This window comes from Methylorubrum suomiense (assembly GCF_022179765.1).
GTDB classification, from domain to species: Bacteria; Pseudomonadota; Alphaproteobacteria; order Rhizobiales; family Beijerinckiaceae; genus Methylobacterium; species Methylobacterium suomiense.
This window is the reverse complement of record NZ_BPRE01000009.1, coordinates 153011-174069: the sequence shown is the minus strand read 5'-3', so window position 1 is coordinate 174069 and position 21059 is coordinate 153011. Positions and strand designations below refer to the sequence as shown.

Annotated in this window: 24 protein-coding genes, 1 tRNA gene and 1 other RNA gene; 13 read left to right on the top strand and 13 right to left on the bottom strand. The window is 68.4% G+C overall.

All coding sequences use genetic code 11. From position 1 onward, the window contains the following. Positions 1–92: 92 nt before the first annotated feature. Positions 93–1100 (bottom strand): type I glyceraldehyde-3-phosphate dehydrogenase, encoded by a 1008-nt coding sequence (gene gap, locus MFF26_RS15915; protein ID WP_137827262.1) that lies wholly within the window; start codon positions 1098–1100, stop codon positions 93–95. A gap of 380 nt (positions 1101–1480) precedes the next feature. Here gap and MFF26_RS15910 point away from each other — a divergent pair, with 380 nt between their 5' ends. The 7 genes from MFF26_RS15910 (at position 1481) to MFF26_RS15880 (ending at position 5959) form a co-directional block, all read left to right on the top strand. After that, positions 1481–1783 (top strand): DUF4164 domain-containing protein, encoded by a 303-nt coding sequence (locus MFF26_RS15910; protein WP_137827263.1) that lies wholly within the window; start codon positions 1481–1483, stop codon positions 1781–1783. Between the two features lie 19 nt (positions 1784–1802). Next, positions 1803–2138 carry a cell division protein ZapA gene (locus MFF26_RS15905; protein ID WP_137827264.1) on the top strand — a complete coding sequence of 112 codons (336 nt, stop codon included), beginning with the start codon at positions 1803–1805 and terminating at the stop codon, positions 2136–2138. Positions 2139–2239: 101 nt separating this feature from the next. Beyond that, a non-coding RNA gene (gene ssrS, locus MFF26_RS15900) (6S RNA) lies at positions 2240–2396 on the top strand. Next, a complete protein-coding gene (locus MFF26_RS15895) occupies positions 2386–2976 on the top strand; it encodes a 5-formyltetrahydrofolate cyclo-ligase (protein ID WP_137827265.1) in 591 nt (196 codons plus the stop codon). The genes ssrS and MFF26_RS15895 overlap by 11 nt, the downstream gene beginning before the upstream one ends. An 8-nt stretch (positions 2977–2984) precedes the next feature. Continuing rightward, a complete protein-coding gene (locus MFF26_RS15890) occupies positions 2985–3806 on the top strand; it encodes a TIGR00282 family metallophosphoesterase (protein WP_137827266.1) in 822 nt (273 codons plus the stop codon). 141 nt (positions 3807–3947) lie between these two features. Next, entirely contained in the window at positions 3948–4946 is a 999-nt protein-coding gene (locus tag MFF26_RS15885; RefSeq protein WP_137827267.1) for a MotA/TolQ/ExbB proton channel family protein, read from the top strand. After that, a complete protein-coding gene (locus MFF26_RS15880) occupies positions 4946–5959 on the top strand; it encodes a peptidoglycan -binding protein (RefSeq protein ID WP_137827268.1) in 1014 nt (337 codons plus the stop codon). Before MFF26_RS15885 ends, MFF26_RS15880 begins: the two co-directional genes overlap by 1 nt. A 22-nt stretch (positions 5960–5981) precedes the next feature. Here the strand turns inward: MFF26_RS15880 and MFF26_RS15875 are convergent, their stop codons facing one another. Beyond that, a complete protein-coding gene (locus tag MFF26_RS15875) occupies positions 5982–6416 on the bottom strand; it encodes a DUF2147 domain-containing protein (RefSeq protein ID WP_137827269.1) in 435 nt (144 codons plus the stop codon). A 205-nt stretch (positions 6417–6621) separates the two neighbouring features. Here MFF26_RS15875 and rfbC point away from each other — a divergent pair, with 205 nt between their 5' ends. From rfbC to rfbA, 4 genes are read left to right on the top strand one after another with little or no spacing between them, the layout of a single operon-like run. Then, positions 6622–7173 (top strand): dTDP-4-dehydrorhamnose 3,5-epimerase, encoded by a 552-nt coding sequence (gene rfbC, locus MFF26_RS15870; RefSeq protein ID WP_238308194.1) that lies wholly within the window; start codon positions 6622–6624, stop codon positions 7171–7173. Between the two features lie 44 nt (positions 7174–7217). Continuing rightward, positions 7218–8279: a dTDP-glucose 4,6-dehydratase gene (gene rfbB, locus MFF26_RS15865; protein WP_137827271.1), complete on the top strand. Its 1062-nt coding sequence runs from the start codon at positions 7218–7220 to the stop codon at positions 8277–8279. After that, positions 8279–9163, top strand: coding sequence for a dTDP-4-dehydrorhamnose reductase (rfbD, locus tag MFF26_RS15860; protein ID WP_137827272.1), 885 nt, complete (start codon positions 8279–8281; stop codon positions 9161–9163). Before rfbB ends, rfbD begins: the two co-directional genes overlap by 1 nt. An 18-nt stretch (positions 9164–9181) precedes the next feature. Beyond that, positions 9182–10072, top strand: coding sequence for a glucose-1-phosphate thymidylyltransferase RfbA (rfbA, locus tag MFF26_RS15855; RefSeq protein WP_137827273.1), 891 nt, complete (start codon positions 9182–9184; stop codon positions 10070–10072). Between the two features lie 146 nt (positions 10073–10218). Here rfbA and MFF26_RS15850 read toward each other — a convergent pair whose 3' ends face one another. The 7 genes from MFF26_RS15850 to MFF26_RS15820 form a co-directional block, all read right to left on the bottom strand. After that, a complete protein-coding gene (locus tag MFF26_RS15850) occupies positions 10219–10830 on the bottom strand; it encodes a hypothetical protein (protein WP_137827418.1) in 612 nt (203 codons plus the stop codon). A 136-nt stretch (positions 10831–10966) separates the two neighbouring features. Next, a tRNA-Ala gene (locus MFF26_RS15845) sits at positions 10967–11042 on the bottom strand. A gap of 166 nt (positions 11043–11208) precedes the next feature. Next, positions 11209–11952 (bottom strand): molybdopterin-dependent oxidoreductase, encoded by a 744-nt coding sequence (locus MFF26_RS15840; RefSeq protein ID WP_137827274.1) that lies wholly within the window; start codon positions 11950–11952, stop codon positions 11209–11211. Next, a complete protein-coding gene (locus MFF26_RS15835) occupies positions 11952–12641 on the bottom strand; it encodes a cytochrome b/b6 domain-containing protein (protein ID WP_137827275.1) in 690 nt (229 codons plus the stop codon). Before MFF26_RS15835 ends, MFF26_RS15840 begins: the two co-directional genes overlap by 1 nt. Next, on the bottom strand, positions 12628–13227 hold the full coding sequence (locus MFF26_RS15830) for a class I SAM-dependent methyltransferase (RefSeq protein ID WP_137827276.1): 600 nt from the start codon (positions 13225–13227) through the stop codon (positions 12628–12630). The genes MFF26_RS15835 and MFF26_RS15830 overlap by 14 nt, the downstream gene beginning before the upstream one ends. Next, positions 13224–14330: an acyl-CoA dehydrogenase family protein gene (locus MFF26_RS15825; protein WP_373324482.1), complete on the bottom strand. Its 1107-nt coding sequence runs from the start codon at positions 14328–14330 to the stop codon at positions 13224–13226. Before MFF26_RS15825 ends, MFF26_RS15830 begins: the two co-directional genes overlap by 4 nt. 116 nt (positions 14331–14446) lie before the next feature. Beyond that, positions 14447–15925, bottom strand: coding sequence for a protein adenylyltransferase SelO (locus tag MFF26_RS15820; protein WP_137827277.1), 1479 nt, complete (start codon positions 15923–15925; stop codon positions 14447–14449). A 217-nt stretch (positions 15926–16142) separates the two neighbouring features. On the opposite strand from MFF26_RS15820, the gene MFF26_RS15815 reads away from it, so the two are divergent. Together MFF26_RS15815 and MFF26_RS15810 are read left to right on the top strand one after the other, a co-directional pair. Further along, positions 16143–17915: an ABC transporter ATP-binding protein gene (locus MFF26_RS15815; protein ID WP_137827278.1), complete on the top strand. Its 1773-nt coding sequence runs from the start codon at positions 16143–16145 to the stop codon at positions 17913–17915. 73 nt (positions 17916–17988) lie between these two features. Beyond that, positions 17989–18867, top strand: a complete 879-nt coding sequence (locus MFF26_RS15810; protein WP_238308193.1) for an aldose 1-epimerase family protein — start codon at positions 17989–17991, stop codon at positions 18865–18867. A gap of 2 nt (positions 18868–18869) precedes the next feature. On the opposite strand, the gene MFF26_RS15805 is transcribed toward MFF26_RS15810, so the two are convergent. The 4 genes from MFF26_RS15805 to rplM all read right to left on the bottom strand — a co-directional run bounded on the left by MFF26_RS15805 (position 18870) and on the right by rplM (position 20563). After that, the gene (locus MFF26_RS15805) at positions 18870–19079 is read right to left on the bottom strand and encodes a TOBE domain-containing protein (RefSeq protein WP_137827280.1); all 210 of its coding nucleotides are present in this window, start codon (positions 19077–19079) and stop codon (positions 18870–18872) included. A gap of 83 nt (positions 19080–19162) precedes the next feature. Then, positions 19163–19519 (bottom strand): DUF2293 domain-containing protein, encoded by a 357-nt coding sequence (locus tag MFF26_RS15800; RefSeq protein WP_137827281.1) that lies wholly within the window; start codon positions 19517–19519, stop codon positions 19163–19165. 94 nt (positions 19520–19613) lie between these two features. After that, positions 19614–20099, bottom strand: a complete 486-nt coding sequence (rpsI, locus tag MFF26_RS15795) for a 30S ribosomal protein S9 (protein ID WP_137827282.1) — start codon at positions 20097–20099, stop codon at positions 19614–19616. A 2-nt stretch (positions 20100–20101) separates the two neighbouring features. Next, positions 20102–20563: a 50S ribosomal protein L13 gene (rplM, locus tag MFF26_RS15790; RefSeq protein WP_238308192.1), complete on the bottom strand. Its 462-nt coding sequence runs from the start codon at positions 20561–20563 to the stop codon at positions 20102–20104. Between the last annotated feature and the right edge of the window lie 496 nt (positions 20564–21059).

Below are 21059 nucleotides of genomic sequence, written 5' to 3'. Positions count from 1 at the left end.
CCGTGTTTGAAGGAAGGCGAGTTCGCCCTCGGAACGCTCACGAGGCGGCCGGCATCAGTCCGGCCGCCTCGCATTCGGCGGTGATCAGGTGATCAGATCAGCTTGGCCATGGCGACGGCGGTGTCGGCCATGCGGTTCGAGAAGCCCCACTCGTTGTCGTACCAGGACAGGATGCGCACGAAGGTGCCGTCCATGACCTTGGTCTGATCGAGGTGGAAGGTGGACGAGTGCGGATCGTGGTTGAAGTCGATCGACACGTTCGGCCGGTCGGTGACGCCCAGCACGCCCTTGAGCGGACCGGAGGCGGCCGCCTTGATCGCCTCGTTGATCTCCTCGACCGAGGTCGCGCGCTTGGCCGTGAACACGAGATCGACCGCCGAGACGTTCGGGGTCGGCACGCGGATCGCGGTCCCGTCGAGCTTGCCCTTCAGCTCCGGCAGGACCAGGCCGACGGCCTTGGCCGCACCGGTCGAGGTCGGGATCATCGACAGGGCCGCGGCGCGCGCCCGGTACAGATCCTTGTGCATCTGGTCGAGCGAGGGCTGGTCGTTGGTGTAAGAGTGGATCGTGGTCATGAAGCCGCGCTCGATGCCGACGGTCTCGTTGAGGACCTTGGCGACCGGCGCGAGGCAGTTCGTCGTGCAGGAGGCGTTCGAGACGACGAGGTGATCGGCCGTCAGCCCGTCGTGGTTGACGCCGTAGACCACGGTGAGGTCGGCCCCGTCGGCGGGGGCCGAGACGAGGACGCGCTTGGCGCCGGCGTCGAGATGAGCCTTGGCCTTGTCCTTCGAGGTGAAGATGCCGGTGCATTCGAGCGCGATGTCGACGCCGAGATCGCGGTGCGGAAGTTCCGCCGGGTTGCGCACGGCCGTGACCTTGATGCGCTTGCCGTTGATGACGATGGCGTCGCCCTCGACCGCGACCTCGGCCGGGAAGCGGCCGTGGACCGAATCGTAGCGCAGGAGGTGGGCATTGGTCTCGACCGGGCCGAGATCGTTGATCGCCACGACCTCGATGTCGGTGCGGCCGGCCTCGACGATGGCGCGCAGCACGTTGCGGCCGATGCGCCCGAACCCGTTGATGGCAACCTTGACGGTCACGGCGTGACTCCTTGTATGTGGGGCGCGCCAGCGCGCCGATGGGGGACCAGTGATGCGGTGCGCCGAGGCTCCGCGGCCGACGATGACGCGACCGCTCCAAGCGGGGCCGCGCTGAACCTGAGATGAACCGGGCGACGGCCCACACCCGCACGCGTCCGGACGGCGGACGGTCTGCGCGGGGAGCCAAAGAAGGGCACGGTGAGACTTCCGTTTGAACGGCGGCTCGCGAAAGGCGTGAGCGGGCCGGGCGCGGGCTCTCTAACATGGCGACCGGGGCTGTCAAAGATCGTGGGCATCGCTGCCAACAGGCTGGAATTTCGAATATGCTTGGCTGAAACCTCTTGAGCCGGGGCGGAGCGGAAAAGGATCGATCGGGCGGCATGGCGAAGACCGAGAGACAGCCGGCGACGGTCAACCTAGAGGAAGCGATCGGCCGGCTCGATGCGGCCTTGGCCCTGCTGGAGAACGCGGTGGCCCGACGGCTCGAAGCCGAGCGCAGCCGCGGTGATCGGGATACCGAATTCGCCCTGCTGGAGGAGGATCGCGCCCGGCTCGCCGCCGAACTCGACGCCGCCGGCGCCCGGCTGGCGCGCATGAACGTCACCACCGGCGAAGTCGGCCGTCGCCTCGATCGCGCCATCGAGACCGTGAAGGATGTCCTGTCCGGCCCGTCCGGCGCGTAACCGAGAGAAACTGCGTCCCATGCCCCATGTCAGCGTCACCATCGCGGGCAAGAGCTACCGGATGGCCTGCGGCGCGGGCGAGGAGAGCCACCTCGAAACGCTCGCGGGCGAGCTCGACCGGCGCGTCACCGATATGCGCGGGGCCTTCGGTGAGATCGGCGACATGCGCCTCCAGATCATGGCGGCGCTGACGCTGGTCGATGAATTGCAGGAAGCGCGCCGCCGCATCGAGGACATGGAACGTGAGGCCGCGCGAGAGGCCGGCGAGCAGGCGCGTCTGGCCGCGGGCGTCGGCGTCGCCGCCGAGCGCATCGATCGATTGGCGCGCGCCCTATCGGGACAATCCGGGGGATAAGGTCCGTCCGAGCACGGGAGATCGAGGCGGCACCCGATTTCTTCGCGCTTCGCGGCATTCGGCCCCTGGCGTCCGGGCCCCGGCACGTCTATCTCTCGTGGGCGGGGCTGCAGAGTTCGTCAGGAGAACTTTCCCCGGGGCCTTATCGACTCCCTAGGGAGCTGTTCCTGGCCTCGTCCGTGGACTTGGCCAACACGGCGCCCACCTACTCTGTAGGTTTCCCGGGATCGACACTCCAACGGCTCAGGTGGCTCCGCACTCTTCCCCCCGACGCGCCCACAAGGCGCAACTTCGCGCCGAGGTCCTGGCCCGGCGCGACGCTCTCTCGCCCGAGACCCGCCTTGCCGGATCGCAGAAGGCCGCCGCGTTCATCGCCGGTCTTCCGGAGCTTGCGCGTGCGCCCCTGGTCGGCGCCTTCTGGCCGATCCGGAGCGAGATCGATCCGCGCCCGCTGATCGAGCGCCTGTTCGCCCGCGGGCAGCGGGTCGCCCTGCCCAAGGTGACCGAGCAGGGGCTCGTCTTTCGCGAGTGGCGAGCCGGCGAGGAACTGGTGAAGGGCGGTTTCGGGCTGTCCGAGCCGCGCGACGACCTCCCTCCCCTCGATCCGACCGCGTTGATCGTGCCGCTCGCCGCCTTCGACCGGGCAGGGCAGCGGATCGGCTATGGCGCGGGCTATTACGATCAGGCGATCGAGCGGCTGTCGAAGAACGGCCCGGTGCTGACGATCGGCATCGCCTTCTCGGTCCAGGAGATTCCGGAAGTCCCGGCCGAGCCGCATGACCGCCCCCTCGACCACATGGTCACCGAGGAAGGTCCGGTACCGCTCCGGCAAGTCTGAGTTCGTTCATGCGTATCCTTTTCCTCGGCGACATCGTCGGACGTCCGGGCCGTCAGGCCGTCACCGACCGCCTGCCCGGGCTGCGCGAGCGCTGGCGGCTCGATTGCGTCGTCATCAACGGCGAGAACGCCGCCGGTGGCTTCGGCATCACCGAGTCGATCTGCGACGAGATCCTCCAAGCGGGCGCCGATGCCGTGACGCTCGGCAATCACTCCTTCGATCAGCGCGAGGCTCTGGTCTTCATCGCCCGGCAGCCCCGGCTGATCCGGCCCGCCAATTACCCGCCGGGCACGCCGGGGCGCGGCGCCACGGTGATCGAGACCGCGCGGGGCGCCCGCGTCCTCGTCGTCAACGTGATGGGCCGGATCTATCTCGATCCCCTCGACGACCCGTTCGCGGCGGCCGACCGCGAATTGGAGGCCTGCCCGCTCGGGGCGGCGGCCGATGCGGTGATCGTCGACATGCATGCCGAGGCCACCAGCGAGAAGCAGGCGATGGGCCATTTCCTCGATGGGCGGGCCACGCTCGTCGTCGGCACGCATACCCATGTGCCCACCGCCGACCACCGTGTCCTGCCTGGCGGCACCGCCTACCTGTCGGATGCCGGCATGTGCGGCGACTACGATTCGGTGCTCGGCATGCAGAAGGAGGAGCCGGTTCGCCGCTTCCTTCAGAAGACGCCGGGCTCGCGCCTGGAGGCCGCCACCGGCCCCGGCACGCTCTGCGGGATCGCCGTCGAAACGGATGATTCCACGGGGCTCGCGAACAAGGTCTGGGCGGTGCGGCTCGGGCCGCATCTGGACGAGAGCTGGCCACGGGAATGGGATTAGCGGCCATTCCGCGTCGACGCCCCGACGCGGGGAGGCCCGGTGACTTGATCGTCAAAGGCCAAGTCGCCAGAGTGCCGCCGCTTTTCTCCCGCGCGCGGTGCCCTCCCCCTGGCGTCGGCCCCTAACACGAGCATGGACCCGATGGCGGCCCGTCCCGCGTCTTCCTCCGACAGCCCGCCGATCGCCAAACCCGGCATGACGCTCGTCCGGATGCTGGTCTTCCTGGTTCTGGTCGGGTTTCTTGCCTTCGTTCTCTACCGACAGATCACACCGGCCTTCCTCGCCAATCCCGGTCTCAACGGGCTGATCCTCGGCGTGCTGCTGATCGCGGTGCTGCTCGCGTTTGGACAGGTGACCCGGCTGTTTCGCGAAACCCGGTACGTCAACGCGGTCGCCGCCGGGCAGGCGCCGCGGGAGAAGCCGACGCTGCTGGCTCCGCTCGTTCCCGCCATCGAGACGCGGCGTCAGGGCGTGACGCTGTCCGGGACCCGCGCCCATCTCGACACGATCGCCGTGCGCCTCGACGAGGGGCGCGAGATCCTGCGCTACAGCGCCGGCATCCTGATCCTGCTCGGCCTGCTCGGCACCTTCTGGGGCCTGATCGAGACGCTGTCGGCCGTCGGGGCGGTGATCGGCGGGATGCGTGGCGGGGGCGACGCCGCGGTCATGTTCGACGAGCTGAAGAGCGGGCTTGCCGTGCCGCTGTCGGGCATCGGCCTGGCGTTCTCGGCCTCCCTGTTCGGCCTCGCCTCGTCGCTCGTGATCGGCTTCCTCGATCTTCAGGCGGGGCAGGCCCATGCCCGTTTCCACAACGAACTGGAGGATTGGTTGGTCTCCGGTGAGGAGGAGGTACCGACCGCCGCAGCCGCCGCCGCAGTTCGGCCCGCGCCCGAGCACGATCCGGCGCTCGCTCGCGAGCTTCAGGCGGCCATCGATCGCTTGAGCGGCGTCGTCGCCGAGGGCGGGGGCGGCCGGGCCGCGACCCAGGCGATGACCAATCTCGCCGAGGGCATCCAGGGGCTCGTTCAGCACATGCGCGCCGAGCAGCAGATGATCCGCGACTGGGTCGAGGCGCAGGCTGCCCGTGAGCGTGAACTGAAGCAGGTGCTCGATCGCCTCGCCCGCGAAAAGGCCGAGTGATGGCCTCAACCCGCGCCCGCGCGCATCGCAGCCTCAACGTCTGGCCGGGCTATGTCGACGCCCTGGCGACGCTGCTGCTCTCGGTGGTCTTCCTGCTCACCGTCTTCGTCGTCGGCCAGTTCTTCCTGTCGCAGGAACTGACCGGGCGCGACGCGGTGCTGAACCGCCTCAACCGTCAGATCGCCGACCTCACCGACCTGCTCGCCCTTGAGCGTTCCAGCCGCCGGGCGCAGGAAGAGGCGGTGGCCGGCATGCGCAACACCCTGACCGCGACGGAAGCCGAGCGCGACCGCCTTCAGGCTCTCGCCGACGCCGCGACAGCCGGCCAAGGCAAGGCCTCCGACGTCGATGCCCAACTCGCCGCCGAGCGCGGAGCCACGGCGCGGGCGCAGAACCAAGTGGAGTTGCTCAACGAACAGATTCGGGCGCTCCGCCGTCAGCTCGCCGCCTTGGAGGACGCGCTGTCGGCCTCCGAGTCCCGTGACCGGGAAAGTCAGGCGCGGATCGCCGAACTGGGCAGCCGCCTCAACGTGGCGCTGGCGCAGCGTGTGCAGGAACTCGCTCGATACCGCTCCGACTTCTTCGGGCGGTTGCGACAGATCATCGGAAGCCGCTCGGACATCCGCATCGTCGGCGACCGCTTCGTGCTGCAATCCGAGGTCTTGTTCGCCGCCGGTTCCGCCGCGCTCAAGCCCGAGGCCGGCCCGGAGATCGACCGCATCGCGGGCGCCATTCTCGACATCTCGAAGGAGATCCCCGCCGATATTCCGTGGGTGCTGCGAGTCGACGGGCATACCGACGCGCGCCCGATTCAGTCTTTCCAATTCCCATCGAACTGGGCGCTCTCGGCTGCCCGCGCCATCGCGGTGGTGCAATATCTGCGCACCAAGGGCATCCCGCCGCAGCGGCTGCTGGCCGGCGCCTTCGGCGAGTTCCAGCCACTGGATTCGGGCACGAGCGACGAGGCTTATGCCCGCAATCGACGGATCGAGATGAAGCTGACGGAGCGGTGAGACGGCTCCGTCAGAGTTTCGCCTATCGTATCCGGCGCCAGGTCTGGCGCTTGCAGAGAACGCTGAGAACGCAGCCGGCGACCTCGACCGTGTCCGGGCCCTTGGGGGTCAGGCTGCCCGCATAGGTCTTCCCGTCGTTGGGGTTGTAGAGGCTGCCCTCGAACCCCTCTCCGCTGGGCGTGCCGGCCGACATGATCTGCACGCCGACGAGCTTGCGTGATTGCAGGGCGGGATCGGGATTCTTCGCGTCGAGGCCAGGGCCGGGGGTCGCCGCGATCGTTCCGCAATAGCCGGCTCCGCACCGGGCGATGCGCACCGTCGAGCCCGCATTCTCGGTCTGCCACAACCCCGCGAGGTCGGCGCCCTTCTGCGCGAAGACCGGGCCACCCAGGGAGCCGAGGAGCGTCGCGGTGAGCGCGATGCGGCAGGCGCGGCGGGGTGAAACGAGCGCAAACATCGTAACAGTGACTCCTGGCAATCGTCCGGCGGCAGCCGGGGGGACACCGGTATGACCCGACGGTGTGGGGCGCAAGCGTCACGCTTCCGGGCGCATCTCAGCCCTGGATTTCTGATGACGGTGCCTTGACTTCGCCGCGTTGCAACGTCTCAAGCGTTCAGGGTGGCCCAGGGAGGTGGGCTGGGCAGCGGCAGGAGTTCGGCGGATGCAGGTGATCAATACGGACATCCCGGCGGTCAAGCGGGTGATCCCGAAGCGTCACGGCGACGATCGCGGCTGGTTCTCGGAAGTTTTCCGGGCCGATGTGCTGGCCCAGGCCGGTATCGCCAACGTCTTCATTCAGGACAATCAATCGTTCTCGGCACCGCAGGGCACGGTCCGTGGCCTGCATTTCCAGACCGCGCCCGCGGCGCAGGCCAAGCTGATCCGGGTCCTGGCCGGGGCGATCCTGGATGTCGCCGTCGATCTCCGGTCCGACTCACCGACCTATGGCCGCTCCGTCGCGGTTCGGCTCGATGCGGCGGGCGGTGAGCAGCTCTTCGTGCCCGCGGGTTTCGCGCACGGCTTTTGCACTCTGGAGCCGAACACGATGGTGGCTTACAAGGTCGACGCTTATTACAGCCCCGAGAACGATCGAAATCTGCGCTGGAACGATCCGGCCATCGGCATTGACTGGCCGGTCGGCGAGGCGGAAGCGATCCTGTCGGGCAAGGACAAGACTGCTCCCCTGCTCGCCGATCTCGGACGAGTGTTCTAAACCCGCGCCCCTTCCCACCTCAGGACCGACGGAGAGACCCCGCGATGCGCATTCTGGTGACCGGCGGCTGCGGCTTCATCGGCTCAGCGCTGGTGCTGCACCTCGTGCAGGATCTCGGTCACGAGGTTCTGACCCTCGACGCGCTGACCTATGCGGCCAATCCGATCTCGCTTGATCCGCTGAAGGATGATCGGCGTCATCGCCTGGAGCAGGCCGATATCTGCGATCCGGCCCGCGTCCATGCCCTCTATGCCGACTTCAAGCCGGACGCGGTGATGCATCTGGCCGCCGAGAGCCATGTCGACCGCTCGATCACCGATCCGGGCGCCTTCGTGCGGACCAACGTCATCGGCACGCAGGTGATGCTCGACGGCGCCCGCACCCATTGGGAGAGCCTCGAGGGCGAGGCCAAGAAGAATTTCCGCTTCCTCCACGTCTCGACCGACGAGGTCTACGGCTCGCTGCCGCCGGACGCGTTCTTCACGGAAGAGAGCCGCTACGATCCGCGCTCGCCCTACTCGGCCTCGAAAGCCGCGTCCGATCACCTCGCGCGGGCCTGGCACGAGACCTACGGCTTGCCGGTGCTGGTGACGAACTGCTCGAACAATTACGGGCCACGCCACTTCCCCGAGAAGCTGATCCCGCTGATGATCCTGGCAGCGCTCGACGGCAAGAATCTGCCAGTCTACGGCGATGGAATGAACGAGCGCGACTGGATCCATGTCGAGGATCACGCCCGCGGCCTCGTCGCGGTGCTGGAGCGGGGTCGCCTCGGCGAGACCTACCTGTTGGGCGGGCGCTCGGTCCGCAACAATCTCGCCGTGGTGAAGGCGCTCTGCGCCGCCTTCGACCGGGTTCGTCCCGAGAACGGACCGCACGAGCGACTGATCACCTTCGTGGCCGACCGTCCCGGCCACGACCGGCGCTACGCCATCGACCCGTCCAAGGCGGAGGCCGAGGTCGGCTGGCGCCCGACCAAGGTGTTCGAGGAGGCTTTGGTCGAGACCGTGCAATGGTATCTCGACAACGAGTCGTGGTGGCGCCCGATCCGCGAGGGCCGCTACTCCGGTGAGCGGCTCGGCCTCTCCGCGGAGAAGGACCGCTGATGGACATCCTCGTCGTCGGCGGCGCCGGGCAGGTCGGTACGGAACTTCAGGCTTATGCTTGGCCGCAAGGCGTCCGGATCGACGCCCCCGACCGGTCTAGCCTCGACATCACCGATGCGGCGGCTGTGACCGCCGCCCTCGATGCCCGGACCTATGCGGCGGTGATCGTGCCGGCCGCCTACACGGCGGTCGACAAGGCCGAGAGCGATGTCGCCGCCGCGTGGCGCCTCAACGCGCTGGCTCCGGCGATCCTCGCCGCAGAGACCAAGCGGCGGGGTATTCCGCTGATCCATGTCTCGACCGACTACGTGTTCGACGGCACGGGCGAGGGCTTCTACGACCCCGATGCGCCGGTGAACCCGACGAGCGTCTACGGCGCCAGCAAGGCTGCGGGCGAGATGGCCGTGCGCACCGGCAACCCGCTCCACGCGATCGTCCGCACTGCATGGGTGGTCAGCCCGCACCGGGGCAACTTCGTGAAGACGATGCTGCGGTTGGCCGCCGAGCGCGACAAGCTCACGGTGGTCGACGATCAGCACGGCTGCCCGACCTCGGCGGCCGATCTCGCGGCGGCCTTGGCGACGATCGCCCTGCGGCTGGCGCAGGATCCGGCGGCGCCGACCGGGACCTTCCACTTCGTCAACGACGGCGCGACCACGTGGTGCGGCTTCGCCCGCGCCATCGTCGAAGGCTCGGCCCGACGAGGCGGGCGCTCGGTGCCGGTCGAGGGCATCCCGACCACCGCCTATCCGACCCCGGCACGCCGCCCGGCCAATTCCCGCCTCTCCACGCGGAGCCTGACCGACGCGTACGGGGTCACGCCCCGCCCCTGGGCGGCGGCGCTCGACGACATCCTCGACCGCTTGGTCGGGCCGGCACAGTGAACGAATAGGGTCGTTTCGATGAAGGGCATCGTTCTCGCCGGTGGCTCCGGCACCCGGCTGCATCCGGCCACGCTGGCGATCAACAAGCAGTTGTTGCCGGTCTATGACAAGCCGATGATCTACTACCCGATCTCGGTGCTGATGCTCGCGGGTATCCGTGAGATCCTGATCATCTCGAGCCCTGAGCATCTCGGCAATTACCAGCGCCTGCTCGGCACGGGCGAGCAGTTCGGCGTCACCTTCACCTACGCGGTGCAGCCGCGACCCGAGGGGCTGGCCCAGGCCTTCATCATCGGCCGTGACTTCGTCGGCTCCGATGACGTGGCGCTCGTGCTCGGCGACAACCTGTTCTTCGGCAACGGCATGAGCACCCTGCTCGCCCGCGCCAGTGCCCGCAAACACGGCGCGACCGTGTTCGCTTACCATGTCGATCATCCGGAAGCGTACGGCGTCGTCACCCTCGACGATGCGGGCCGGCCGCTGCGCCTCGTCGAGAAGCCGAAGACGCCCGAGAGTCCCTGGGCGGTGACCGGCCTGTACTTCTACGACAATCAGGTTCTCGACATCGCCGCCGACGTGAAGCCGTCGGATCGGGGCGAGCTGGAGATCACCTCCGTCAACCAAGCCTATCTCGAACGCGGCCAACTCCACGTCGAGCGGATGAGCAGGGGCTACGCGTGGCTCGACACCGGCACGCATGACAGCCTGCTGGAGGCCGCCGAGTTCGTGCGGGTGCTGCAGCACCGGCAGGGGCTGCAGGTCGCCTGTCTGGAGGAGATCGCCTTTCTCCAGGGCTTCATTGACAAGGAGCAACTCCAGGTCCGGGGCGAGATGTTCGCCAAGACCCAGTACGGCCAGAACCTGCTGCGCCTCGCCCGAGAAGGGCGCCGGGTCGATCAATCGTTCTGATCGACGCCACGCGGCCCGCGCTCCGCGCTCAGTCCCGCGCCATCATGGGGTGGCGCGGCGGCTCCCCTGCGGGCAGTACCCACTGTTGCCGCATCCCGCGCGCATGGTGACGACCGCCGGTGCGCTACGCACCGGTGATGATCGGATCAGCGTTCGCCCCGCGCCAGGACGGCACCCGTATAGGTCTCGGCCACCTCGCAGAACGGCACGCCGTCTGCCGAGAGCAACGCCTCCACCGAGAAGAGCGGCGCGTCGGGGCCCGGCATCGTCCCCTCCCCCGGGCGCCACACCATGTGGAGCGAAAGGTTGCGTCGGCTCGGCTTCAGCGGGCGGACGACCGCTCCGAACGGCGCCTGGGTGCCGTCGAGGGCGGCGTTCATCTCGGGGGTCAGCCGGCCGGGGACGTACCAATTGTCCGCCTCCGACAACACATGGGTTCCACAGGTGAGTCGCACCCGGCGATAGCGCACGCTCTCGTCCGGACCGACTGCCAGGCGCTCGCGCTGCAGCGGGGTCGGAGCCTTGTCGATACCGGCCACGCGCACCGCGAGAATGCGGGGATCGGCGGCAAGCCCCCGCTCGGCGCACCAGGCCTCCAGAACGGCCGTGGCGCTCGGCGCAGCAAGGAGACGGGCGCTGAGGGTCTCGATCACCGCGCGCGTCCCCGTACCATCCTGCGCCTCCGGCCGAAGGTTTTGCGGCTGTGCCACGGCGGGCGCCGAGATCGCACCGGCCATCGCGAGCCCCACCGTCAGCATTCGTGTCGCCGCACCCATCGTGCAGCGCCATACGTCGCCGAGGTCGAAAGGTCCATCGTGCCCAGCGCAGAGGGGACCACATACGAAGAAGCCGCCCGGTGGCGGCTTTCTGCGGATCGAATATTTTAAAGGAGGATGGTGGAGCCTAACGGGATCGAACCGATGACCTCTTCCATGCCATGGAAGCGCTCTCCCAGCTGAGCTAAGGCCCCAACCTATCTCGCCGCGACCGCTGGAGGTCTCGGCGGTGTCTCGCTTCGGGCGCTGCCCGTTGCCGACGGCCGGTTCTATAAGCGGAGGATTGGCGGGACTCAACCCCCTTCTTGCCCGGCCGCTCGCTTTTTTGCCGCCTCGGAAAATCGCTCGGTTGCAGCGTCCTCAGATGCCCGCGTACCAGGCAAAACCCAGTTCGGAGACCATGCTGCCCCGGCCCTGACCGAGGCCGGAAATCCGATCGATCGCCTCGATGCTGGCGAGGTATTTAAGCGACTTGTAGCCGAGCTGGCGCTCCACCCGCAGGCGCACGGGGGCACCGTGGGCGACCGGCAGATCACCCCCGTTCATGCCGTAGGCCAGGATGGTCTGCGGGTGGAGCGCGTCGAACAGGTCGTAGCTGTCCCACCAGCCATCGACGGTCCGGATCACCACGAAGCGGGCCTCGCGCTTCAGGCCGCAGCTCGCCAGCACGTGGGCGAGCGGCACACCGGTCCAGCCGCCGATGGCCGACCATCCCTGCTCGCAGGAATGCAGCGTCACCTGCGTGCGAGCCGGCATGGCCTTCAGCTCCGCCAGCGAGAAGGCGGTCGGACGCTCGACGAGGCCGCTCACCGGCAGGCGCCAATCGGAAAAGCCCGCTTCCTTCGAGCGCCGGTAATCCGGGTTGTCCGGATCGGTCGTGTTGATGGCCGGGAAGATCTTCGAGATCGCCTCCGGCGAAAATTCCCGGGCGAGGGGCTGATCGCGCAGGAGGAAGCGTTGGGTCGCGAGCGTCAGCGTGTCGCTCAGCCCGTAGAGACCCGCACGGCTCGGGCCGCCCTCGATCAGCTCGCAGCCGCCGAGCAGGGGGCCGAGGCCCAGCGCCGAGGAGCCGAGCAGGAGGCGGCGGCGGGAAATGTCCGGCATCAGGCCTTCTCCGTATCGCCGCCGGAGCGGCCGGTGATCATGCCCCTCATCAGACGCAGCGGGCGGTTGGCGAGGACCTGCCAGAGGTGCACCAGGAGGAAGGCGACCAGCAGCGTCGCGGCCAGGAAATGGATGGTGCGGGCCGATTGCCGCCCGCCGAACAGCGTGAACAGTTCGGGATAGGCGGCCGTCACGCCGGGTGACATGGTCAGCCCCGACAGCAGCATCACCGGGGCCAGCACCAGCAGGACGACGAGGTAGGCGAGCTTCTGCAGGGCGTTGTAGCGCGCGTGTCCGCCGTCGGACTGCACCGCCGGACGGAGTCGGAGGTGATCGCGGATCTCGCTGGCGAGATGGGCGGGATGGAGTTGGTCACGGTCCGGCGCGAGGCGGCGGAACAGGTGGCCCGTCACCAGGGCGGCGATGAGGTAGACCGCGCCGCCCAGCACGAAGATCCAGGCCGAGAGGAAGTGGAGGTTACGACCCCATCCGGTCTGTTCGAGATTGACCGGCAGCGGCAGGACGATCCAGGCCGGAGCCTCGTTGGCGCCGGTCTCACCCCAGAACAGGCGCGGCAGGGCGAGCAGGATCGCGAAGCCGCTGATCGTCAGCGCCAGGAAGGCGCCCGCCCCGATCCAGTGGGTCAGGCGCACCCAGAGCGGATGGCGGAGGGGCTCAGCCCGCCTCATGGCCCGACCGGAGCACGTCCAGGCGGTACTGCCCGGTGCGCTGATGGGACAGGGGGCGGCAGAACCACGACGCGCCGGCGATGAAACCGTCCACGGCCTCGTCGCCGGACAGGGGATAATCGGTCTCGCCGGTCCAATGCACCAGCACGCACTCGCCTCCGGGCATCAGGCTCTGTCCGACCCGCGCCACGAGGCGGGCGAGATCGTCGCGATCGAGGAAATAGAGGACTTCGGACAGCACGATCAGGTCGAAGCGCCCGTCCGGCCAGATTCCCGGCACGGCGCCGACGACGAAATCGATCTGTGGCCGGTCGGCGCAGCGCTCGCGGGCCACCGCGATCGCCGAGGGCGCGATGTCCAGGGCGACGAGTTCGGCGCAACGCTCGCCGAGCTCACGGGTGAAGACGCCGATGGAGCAGCCGATCTCGAGGGCCCGGTCGTAGCAAGGGCGCGGCAGGGCCGCGAGCGTCGCCATGTACTTGTCGCGCTCGTAATCGCTCGACGTGAACTGCCAGGGATCGGGATTCGACGCGTAGAGATCGACGAAGTAGCGGGCCGGGAGGGTCTGAGCGTGGCGACCGCTCATGCCTCGCATCCCTGGGAACGGACCTCCGGCCAGAGGGCATGGAGCGGTGTCTCGCAATCCAGCACGTGGGCGGCCATGCCGGTGAGCGCGAAATCGGGCGCGGGCTGGCGCAGATAGGTCGCGAGATCGCGCATCTGCGCTTCGAGCGGATGGTCGTCGAGGAATCCAGCGAGCCCGACCGAGCGCTGCGCCAGGGTCAGCACGTCGAGACCGGCCTGATCCACGGCGGCGCGGGCGAGGTTGACGCCGGCGATGACGCGCTCCGGCGGGAGCGCCTCGGCGGCGACGATGTCGGCCGCCTGAGCAACGAGGAGGCGGCAGGATTCGAGAGCGATCAGGCTGCGCCCGAACCGCGCCTGCTGGTGAGGGTCGCTGCTTCGCCCCGTCGCGCGCATATGGGCACGGTGGGTCTCGACGACCGCCTCCATGCCGCCGAGCTGGACGGCGAGAAAGCGCCACGCCCCGGCGAAGAAGAACGGCTGGCGGAAATAATCGTCCGGTGCGCCGATCACCGCGCCCTCGCCGACATGCAGGCCGGAGAAATCGACCGTGCCGGTCGCGGTGGCGCGCATGCCGTGCACGCGCCATTCGCTGAGATCGGCCCGCTCTCCCGCTTTGAGCCGCAGGATCAGCATCAGGCTGCGGCCGTCCGGCATCCGCGCGGTGACGAGCGGGCGGGTGACGAAGCCGGCGCCCGAGGCGAAGCTTTTCGCCCCGCGCAGCCGCCCCGCCGGATCGAGGGTCAGGCCATTGTCCTTCGGTTCGGTGTTCCACACGCCGAACAGGTGACCGTCGAGGGCGTCGCGGGCCAGCACTTCCCGCGTCTCGGCATCGGCGTAGCGCAGCACGAGGGCCAGCGCGTTGACATGCCCCTCGTAGAGGCGCCCGACCGGAAGGCTGTCACGGCCGATCTCGGTGAGGAGCCGGCGGAGGTCGCCGACGCGTTCCGGCTCACACAAGCCCTCGCCGCCGAGCGCCGTGGGCAGGGGAGCGGAGAGGCGACCCATCCGGCGCAGACGCCCGATCGCGACATGGGGAAAGGCGTCGTCGCTCGCGGCCTCGATCGGAGATGCGGCGAGATGAAGCGAGGAATGAGCGGACAAAGAGAACTCGCGCGTGCTGGAGCGGCTCCAATGCGGCCGTCCGCTCCACCAGCAAACGCATGGTGACGCCAGTCTGTTCAAGAGAACAAATGTTGTCCTCCCCAATCATGCTCAGCTTAGGTGCCGCAGAAGGTCCGGTAACCGACACCCCCGCCTTCCGGGGCCTCGGCGTAGCGGGCGTGCTCCGGCTGATCCTCGTAGGGCCGCGACAGAACCGCGAGGAGAGTCTCGAACGGTGCGAAATCGTCCCGCTCCATCGCCGCCTCGATCATCTCCTCGATGCGGTGGTTGCGGGGAATAAAGGCCGGGTTGACCGCGCGCATGGCCGAGGCCCGCTCGGCCGGATCGCGCGGGTCTTCGGCAAGCCGCGAGCGCCAGCGGACGGACCAGGCATCGTAGGCGGTCGGATCGACGAAGCCGTCGCGGACGAGGCCATCGACGTCGGACGTCTCGGCCGCGGCACAGAGGCGCCGGAAGGTCAGGGTATGGTCTGCTTGGTTCTCGGCCATCACCCGCAACAGGTCTCCGGCGAGTTCCGCATCTCCCTCGCGCAGTTCGGCGAGGCCGAGCTTGCGGGCGAGCCCCCCGCGATAGGCGGCGTCGAAGCGCGGTCCGAAGGTGGCGAGGGCGGCTTCCGCCTCCTTGACCCCGGCATCCTCGTCCTCGGACAGGAGCGGCAGCAAGGTCTCGGCGAAGCGGGTGAGGTTCCAGAGGGCGATGCGCGGCTGCTGGCCGTAGGCGTAGCGCCCGTGCCGGTCGATGGAGCTGAACGTGGTCCGCGCATCGTAGGCATCGAGGAATGCGCAGGGGCCGTAATCGATCGTCTCGCCGGCAACCGACATGTTGTCGGTGTTCATGACGCCGTGGACGAAGCCGACGAGGAGCCAGCGGGCGACCAGTTCGGCCTGCCGTGCCGACACCGCCGCGATCAGGGCGCGGTAACGGTCCTCCCGCCCCTCCAGCTCCGGATCGTGGCGGGCGATGACGTGATCGGCGAGCGCGCGCACGGCCTCCGTGTCGCCGCGGGTCGCGAAGTACTGGAAGGTGCCGACGCGGATATGGCTCGCCGCCACGCGGGTGACGATGGCACCGGGCAACACGGTCTCGCGGATCACCGGCTCGCCGGTCGCGACCGCCGCCAGGGCTCGGGTCGTTGGAATGCCGAGGGCGGCCATCGCCTCGCTGACGAGATATTCGCGCAGCACCGGCCCGAGTGCGGCACGGCCATCGCCCATGCGCGAGAACGGGGTCGGCCCCGAGCCCTTCAGCTGAATGTCGCGGCGGCGACCATGCACATCAATGACTTCACCGAGCAGCATCGCCCGCCCGTCGCCGAGTTGAGGCACGAAATTGCCGAATTGATGCCCGGCATAGGCGGCCGCGAGCGGCTCGGAGCCCTCCGCGACGGCATTGCCGGCCAGCATCGCCAGGCCGGCGGGACTGCCGAGCCAGGCGGAGTCGAGCCGCAATTCTTCGGCGAGCGCCCGATTGAGCTTGATCAGCCTGGGGCCTGCAACCGGCGTCGGTGCCAAGCGCGCGTGGAAGCGGGCGGGCAGTCGCGCGTAGCTGTTGTCGAAGGGGATTGGGGCCGGCATGGGGACTTCTTCGGATGCGTCGACGGAGGAGCTCAGCATTCCTGTCGAACAGGCGGGAAGGCGTCCGGTTCATCAGAACCGGCGGATCACCGGCCCGGAAACCGGTCGACAGGGTTTCTGGCGAATGCTACAAGCCCCGCTTCGAAATGCCTAACCGTTTGTTCTTAAACGGTTTTAATTGGGCTTCGGCTCCCTCCGTTCCGCGTTCGGTGCGCCCTTGAGGACCCTCCTCGATCTCCTGCGGGTGATGCGCCCGCACGACCGGCGGCGCCTCGGATGGCTCGGCTTGGGACTCGGGATCGCGGCGCTTCTCGAAGTCGTCGGCATTGCCTCGGTGCTGCCGTTCCTGACCCTGGTCGGCGATCCGGCGGCGGCCGCGCGGGTGCCGGTTCTGGCAGGCCTACGCGACGCGCTGGGGCTGACCGACCCGCGCAGTTTTCTCCTCGTGACCGGCGGCGCGGCTCTGTGTGCCATCCTGCTGACCAGCGCCGTCAATGCCGGGCTCGCCTTCGCCCAATTGCTGTTCGCCCATCTCGTCGGGTACGATTTCGCCCGGCGGTTGCTGGCGCGATACGTCGATCGCGAGCGCCTGTTCTTCGCCCGGTCCAACAGCGCGGAACTCGCCAAGAACGTCCTGTCCGAGACCGACCGCCTCGTCCTCGGGGTGTTGACGCCGATCCTGGTGATCGCCTCGCGGGCAACCTCGGCATTGGCCGTGATCGTGTTTCTGATCGGCTATCAGCCGCGCCTCGCGCTGATCCTCGGCGGCGGCTTCGGCAGCCTCTACGTCTTGATCTACCTCGTGGCGCGGGTGCGCCTCGCCCGGCTCGGAACGCGGGCGGTGGCGGGCAATGAAGGCCGGTACCGCGTCGTGCAGGAGACGTTCGGGGCGCTCACCGAACTCAAGCTGTACGGTCGGGCCGAGACCTTTTCGGCCGGCTTCGATGCTCCAGCTCGCGGCTACGCCCGCGCGCTGGCCGAGAGCCTCCTCACCGGTCAGCTGCCCCGCTTCGTAATCGAAGCCCTCGCTTTCGGCGGTGTGATCGCGGTGGTGCTCTTCGCGCTGACGCAGGGTCTCGACACCGCCGGCATGCTGCCGCTGCTCGGGTTGTTCGCCTTCGCGGGCTATCGCATGCTGCCGGCCTTCCAGAACATCTTCACCTCGGTCTCGCAGCTACGCTTCTCCCTTGCCGGGGTGCGGCTCATCGTCGATGCGCTGGAAGGCGAGCGGCCGCCCGTCCCCCGCACGAGCGAGCGCCTGCCCTTCACGACGGACATCCGGCTGGAGGGTGTGGGCTTCGATTACGAGCCTGGCCGTCCGACCCTGCACGCCCTCGACCTCACCATCCTGGCCCACACGACCGTCGGTCTCGTCGGCCGCACCGGGTCGGGCAAATCGACTCTCGTGGGACTGATCCTCGGCATCCTGTCGCCGACCCAGGGCCGCGTCCTGATCGACGGCTGCCCGCTCGGCCCCGAGACCCTGCCGGCTTGGCAGAATCGAATCGGCTACGTGCCGCAGGACGTCTTCCTGATCGACGGCACGGTCGCGGAGAATATCGCTCTGGGCCTGCCGCCGGACCGGATCGACCCGGGTGCGATCGAGCGCGCCGCCCGGCTCGCCGGCATCCACGAGATGATCGCGGGCTTGCCCGAGGGCTATCGGACCGGGGTCGGCGAGCGGGGCGCACGGCTCAGCGGCGGCCAGCGCCAGCGCATCGGCATCGCCCGCGCCCTCTATCACGATCCCGACGTGATCGTGTTCGACGAGGCGACCAGCGCCCTCGACGGCGAGACCGAGGCGGCGGTGATGGGCGCGTTGAGCGCACTTGCGGGCACGCGGACCATCATCATGATCGCCCATCGCCTGTCTTCACTGCGCCGCGCCGACACGGTCTTCGTGCTGGAGGCCGGCAACATCATCGCCTCCGGCCCGCCGGCCCAGGTGATCCCAGCCCTCGAGGCGTCCGAGGCCGCGTCACGCGATTGAGAGCGGCTCGCCGGCCGGGTAGCGCCGCGCGTACGGCCCCGCTATCGATCGAGGTCGAAAGCGGGGAGCGAGAATGGCCGAGTGTATCGAGATTCGGGCCGAAGACGGCACGACGGCACGGATCGCCCTCAAGGGGGCCGAGCCGGTCTCCTGGCAGGTCGAGGGCCAGGAATATCTCTGGAACGGCGACCCCGCTCACTGGAACCGACATGCGCCCTGGCTCTTCCCGGTGGTCGGCGCCTCGGCGGGGGGGATGGTGCAGGTCGAGGGGCGTCCCTACCCCATGGCGCAGCACGGTTTCGCCCGCGATTGCCTGTTAACCGTTGTGGCCCGAACGGACGATTCGGTGACGCTGCGGCTCGAAGACGATGCCGGGACGCGGGCGCATTACCCCTTCGCCTTCCGGCTCGACGTGGCCGCTCGGGTCACCGCCCGCGGCCTCGCCTTCGATCTCACCGTCAGCAACCGGGGCGAGAAGCCTCTCCCCTACGCGCTCGGCTTCCACCCGGCCTTCCCCTGGCCCTTCGCCGGGGGCGAGCGGCGGGCTAGCGGCGGCTACGCCGTCCTGTTCGAGGCTGTGGAGCGACCCTTCGTGCCCGAGGTCGGCGAGGGCGGGCTGCTGGTGCGCTCGCAGCGGGAGGTGCCGCTCGATGGGGCGCGCCTCGATCTCGACCCGGAGATGTTCACGGAGGCGCTGGTGTTTCTCAACGTGGAGAGCCGGGCGCTCCGCTTCATCGCGCCGGGTGGCCGGACCATCGCCATGCGGGTGGAGGATTTCCCCCATCTCGCGGTGTGGACACGCCCGACCGCGCCGTTCCTCTCCCTCGAAGCCTGGACCGGCCATGCCGACTGGGCCGGCTTCGACGGAGAATTATCGGAGCGCGATTCCCAGCGCCTGCTCGCTCCCGGCGGCCAGGCTGGACACGGCATCGCGCTGACGCTCGAAGGCTGAACTCAGTCGACGGCGATGATGACGTCGGAGCTCTTGATCACGGCATAGGCGTCCGAACCGACCTGCAGGCCCAAAGCTTCGACCGACTCGTTGGTGATCGACGAGGTGACGGTCTGGCCGTTGGCGATCTCGATCTTCACATGGGCCGTGGTCGCGCCCTTCTCGACCGACACCACCTTGCCCTTGAGGACGTTGCGCGCGCTCAGCTTCATCGGAAACTCTTTCCCGTTATTGACGAGCGGCTTCCCTGCCTCACCCCAGGCCACCGGGCAAGCGGGTGCTACCGGCTCTTCCGTCACGATTCGGCAAGCGGTTCATCCGCCTCGTCCTCCTCCTCCGAGACGAGGCGACGGCTGCCCCATTCGCTGAGCGTCGCGTTCATGTCGTCCAGCACGAAGTGACGGGCGCTGTCGCGGTCATAGCCTTCGGCGAGCAGGTCGTCGTAATCGGTGAAGGTGTGCCGGGCGAAAGCCGTGAGCGCGAGCCAAGCCGCGTTTTCCGGGAGGGCCAGCCGCAGGCCGGGACTGCGCATCGCCCGGTCGAGCACGGCTTCCGCCTCGAAGGCGGGCAGGCGCGGGGCGAGCTGCCGCAAGGCGGCGGCCACGGCGGCGCGGCGGTCGCCGGGTAGGCCTGGGGGGACGCGCGTGTTCATGCGGGCTCCCTCATCTGATGCTCTCCGGGCTCCCTGAAACGAGAAAGGGCGGAGCCTCGCGGCCCCGCCCTCCCCTGGTGATGCTTCGAACCGCTTAGCGCTTCGAGAACTGGAAGCTGCGGCGGGCCTTCTTGCGGCCATACTTCTTACGCTCGACCACGCGCGGGTCGCGGGTGAGGAAGCCCTCGCGCTTGAGCGGCGAGCGCAGCTCCGGCTCGTAATAGGTCAGGGCCTTCGACAGGCCGTGGCGCACGGCGCCGGCCTGACCGGACAGGCCGCCGCCCTTTACCGTGACGGTGATGTCGTACTGATCGACGCGACCGGCGATCTCCAGCGGCTGACGCAGGATCATGCGCAGCACCGGACGGGCGAAGTAGGTCTCGACCGGGCGGCCGTTGACCACGACGTCACCCTTGCCGGGCTTGATCCAAACGCGGGCGACCGCGTCCTTGCGCTTGCCGGTGGCGTAGGCGCGGCCCTGGGCGTCCAGCTTCTGGACGTGGACCGGAGCCTCGTTCTCGGAGTTCGTCGTCTGGGTGTTCGCCCGATTGAGATCGGCGAGGGACTGAAGGGTCGCCATGATCAAGCGCTCACGTTCTTACGGTTGAGGGAGCCGACGTCGAGCGCCTGCGGCTGCTGGGCCTCGTGCGGGTGCTCCGCGCCCTTGTAGACGCGCAGGTTGCCGAGGATCTGGCGGAAGAGCGGACCGCGGGGAAGCATGCGCTCCACGGCCTTCTCGACGACGCGCTCCGGGAAGCGGCCTTCGAGGATGAACTTCGCCGAGCGCTCCTTGATGCCGCCCGGGTAGCCGGTGTGATGGAAGTAGATTTTCTGGTCGTACTTGCGGCCGGTGAACTTCACCTTGTCCGCATTGATGACGATGACGTTGTCGCCGCAATCGACGTGGGGCGTGTAGGCGGCCTTGTGCTTGCCGCGCAGGCGCATTGCCACGATCGATGCGAGGCGGCCCACCACGAGCCCTTCCGCGTCGATCACGATCCACTTCTTGTCGACGTCGGCGGGCTTCAGCGAAGTGGTCTTCATGGCCGATTCCCGTGCCGGTGACGTTAGAAAGAGAGCGCCGCCGCGTCGGTGAGGACGCAGCGGCGTGCGAGAGGGCAATACTGAGGTTGCCTCGCCGCGTCAAGGCATGTCGAACACATGAAAACGCAAAAACCGCAACATATCGAGGCAGTTGCCTGATGCGGTAATTAGATACCGCTCTCTGCCGCAATCAGCCACCGGCGGGACGCCTTACGGGCGTCAGGTGCCGTGCTTGGTCCGTCGAGAAAGCCGACATGCGAACGAGAAAAACCCGCCGCGGCTTGCGCCGGAGCGGGCTGAGTTGGAGATTCGTCCCGTCCTAAACGGAACAATTAAATTAACGCGTTCCCGTCGCCGGCTAATCCCGGCGCGGCTGTTTATTTCGGGTCTGGCATTATCGTGCCGTGACGAATGTCTGCCGGCAGGCTTGTGCCCAATCACGGTGCATCGGGTGCGATTCGCAGGCGCCAGCGGCTGTCGTTTTCAGCTCAGATCG

Coding starts and splice junctions, on each gene's coding strand:
- MFF26_RS15910 (WP_137827263.1), top strand. CDS start 1,481: ATGGCGAAGACCGAGAGACAGCCGGCGACGGTCAACCTAGAGGAAGCG.
- MFF26_RS15905 (WP_137827264.1), top strand. CDS start 1,803: ATGCCCCATGTCAGCGTCACCATCGCGGGCAAGAGCTACCGGATGGCC.
- MFF26_RS15890 (WP_137827266.1), top strand. CDS start 2,985: ATGCGTATCCTTTTCCTCGGCGACATCGTCGGACGTCCGGGCCGTCAG.
- MFF26_RS15885 (WP_137827267.1), top strand. CDS start 3,948: ATGGCGGCCCGTCCCGCGTCTTCCTCCGACAGCCCGCCGATCGCCAAA.
- MFF26_RS15880 (WP_137827268.1), top strand. CDS start 4,946: ATGGCCTCAACCCGCGCCCGCGCGCATCGCAGCCTCAACGTCTGGCCG.
- MFF26_RS15875 (WP_137827269.1), bottom strand. CDS start 6,416: ATGTTTGCGCTCGTTTCACCCCGCCGCGCCTGCCGCATCGCGCTCACC.
- rfbC (WP_238308194.1), top strand. CDS start 6,622: ATGCAGGTGATCAATACGGACATCCCGGCGGTCAAGCGGGTGATCCCG.
- rfbB (WP_137827271.1), top strand. CDS start 7,218: ATGCGCATTCTGGTGACCGGCGGCTGCGGCTTCATCGGCTCAGCGCTG.
- rfbD (WP_137827272.1), top strand. CDS start 8,279: ATGGACATCCTCGTCGTCGGCGGCGCCGGGCAGGTCGGTACGGAACTT.
- rfbA (WP_137827273.1), top strand. CDS start 9,182: ATGAAGGGCATCGTTCTCGCCGGTGGCTCCGGCACCCGGCTGCATCCG.
- MFF26_RS15850 (WP_137827418.1), bottom strand. CDS start 10,830: ATGCTGACGGTGGGGCTCGCGATGGCCGGTGCGATCTCGGCGCCCGCC.
- MFF26_RS15840 (WP_137827274.1), bottom strand. CDS start 11,952: ATGCCGGACATTTCCCGCCGCCGCCTCCTGCTCGGCTCCTCGGCGCTG.
- MFF26_RS15835 (WP_137827275.1), bottom strand. CDS start 12,641: ATGAGGCGGGCTGAGCCCCTCCGCCATCCGCTCTGGGTGCGCCTGACC.
- MFF26_RS15830 (WP_137827276.1), bottom strand. CDS start 13,227: ATGAGCGGTCGCCACGCTCAGACCCTCCCGGCCCGCTACTTCGTCGAT.
- MFF26_RS15820 (WP_137827277.1), bottom strand. CDS start 15,925: ATGCCGGCCCCAATCCCCTTCGACAACAGCTACGCGCGACTGCCCGCC.
- MFF26_RS15810 (WP_238308193.1), top strand. CDS start 17,989: ATGGCCGAGTGTATCGAGATTCGGGCCGAAGACGGCACGACGGCACGG.
- MFF26_RS15805 (WP_137827280.1), bottom strand. CDS start 19,079: ATGAAGCTGAGCGCGCGCAACGTCCTCAAGGGCAAGGTGGTGTCGGTC.
- MFF26_RS15800 (WP_137827281.1), bottom strand. CDS start 19,519: ATGAACACGCGCGTCCCCCCAGGCCTACCCGGCGACCGCCGCGCCGCC.
- rpsI (WP_137827282.1), bottom strand. CDS start 20,099: ATGGCGACCCTTCAGTCCCTCGCCGATCTCAATCGGGCGAACACCCAG.
- rplM (WP_238308192.1), bottom strand. CDS start 20,563: ATGAAGACCACTTCGCTGAAGCCCGCCGACGTCGACAAGAAGTGGATC.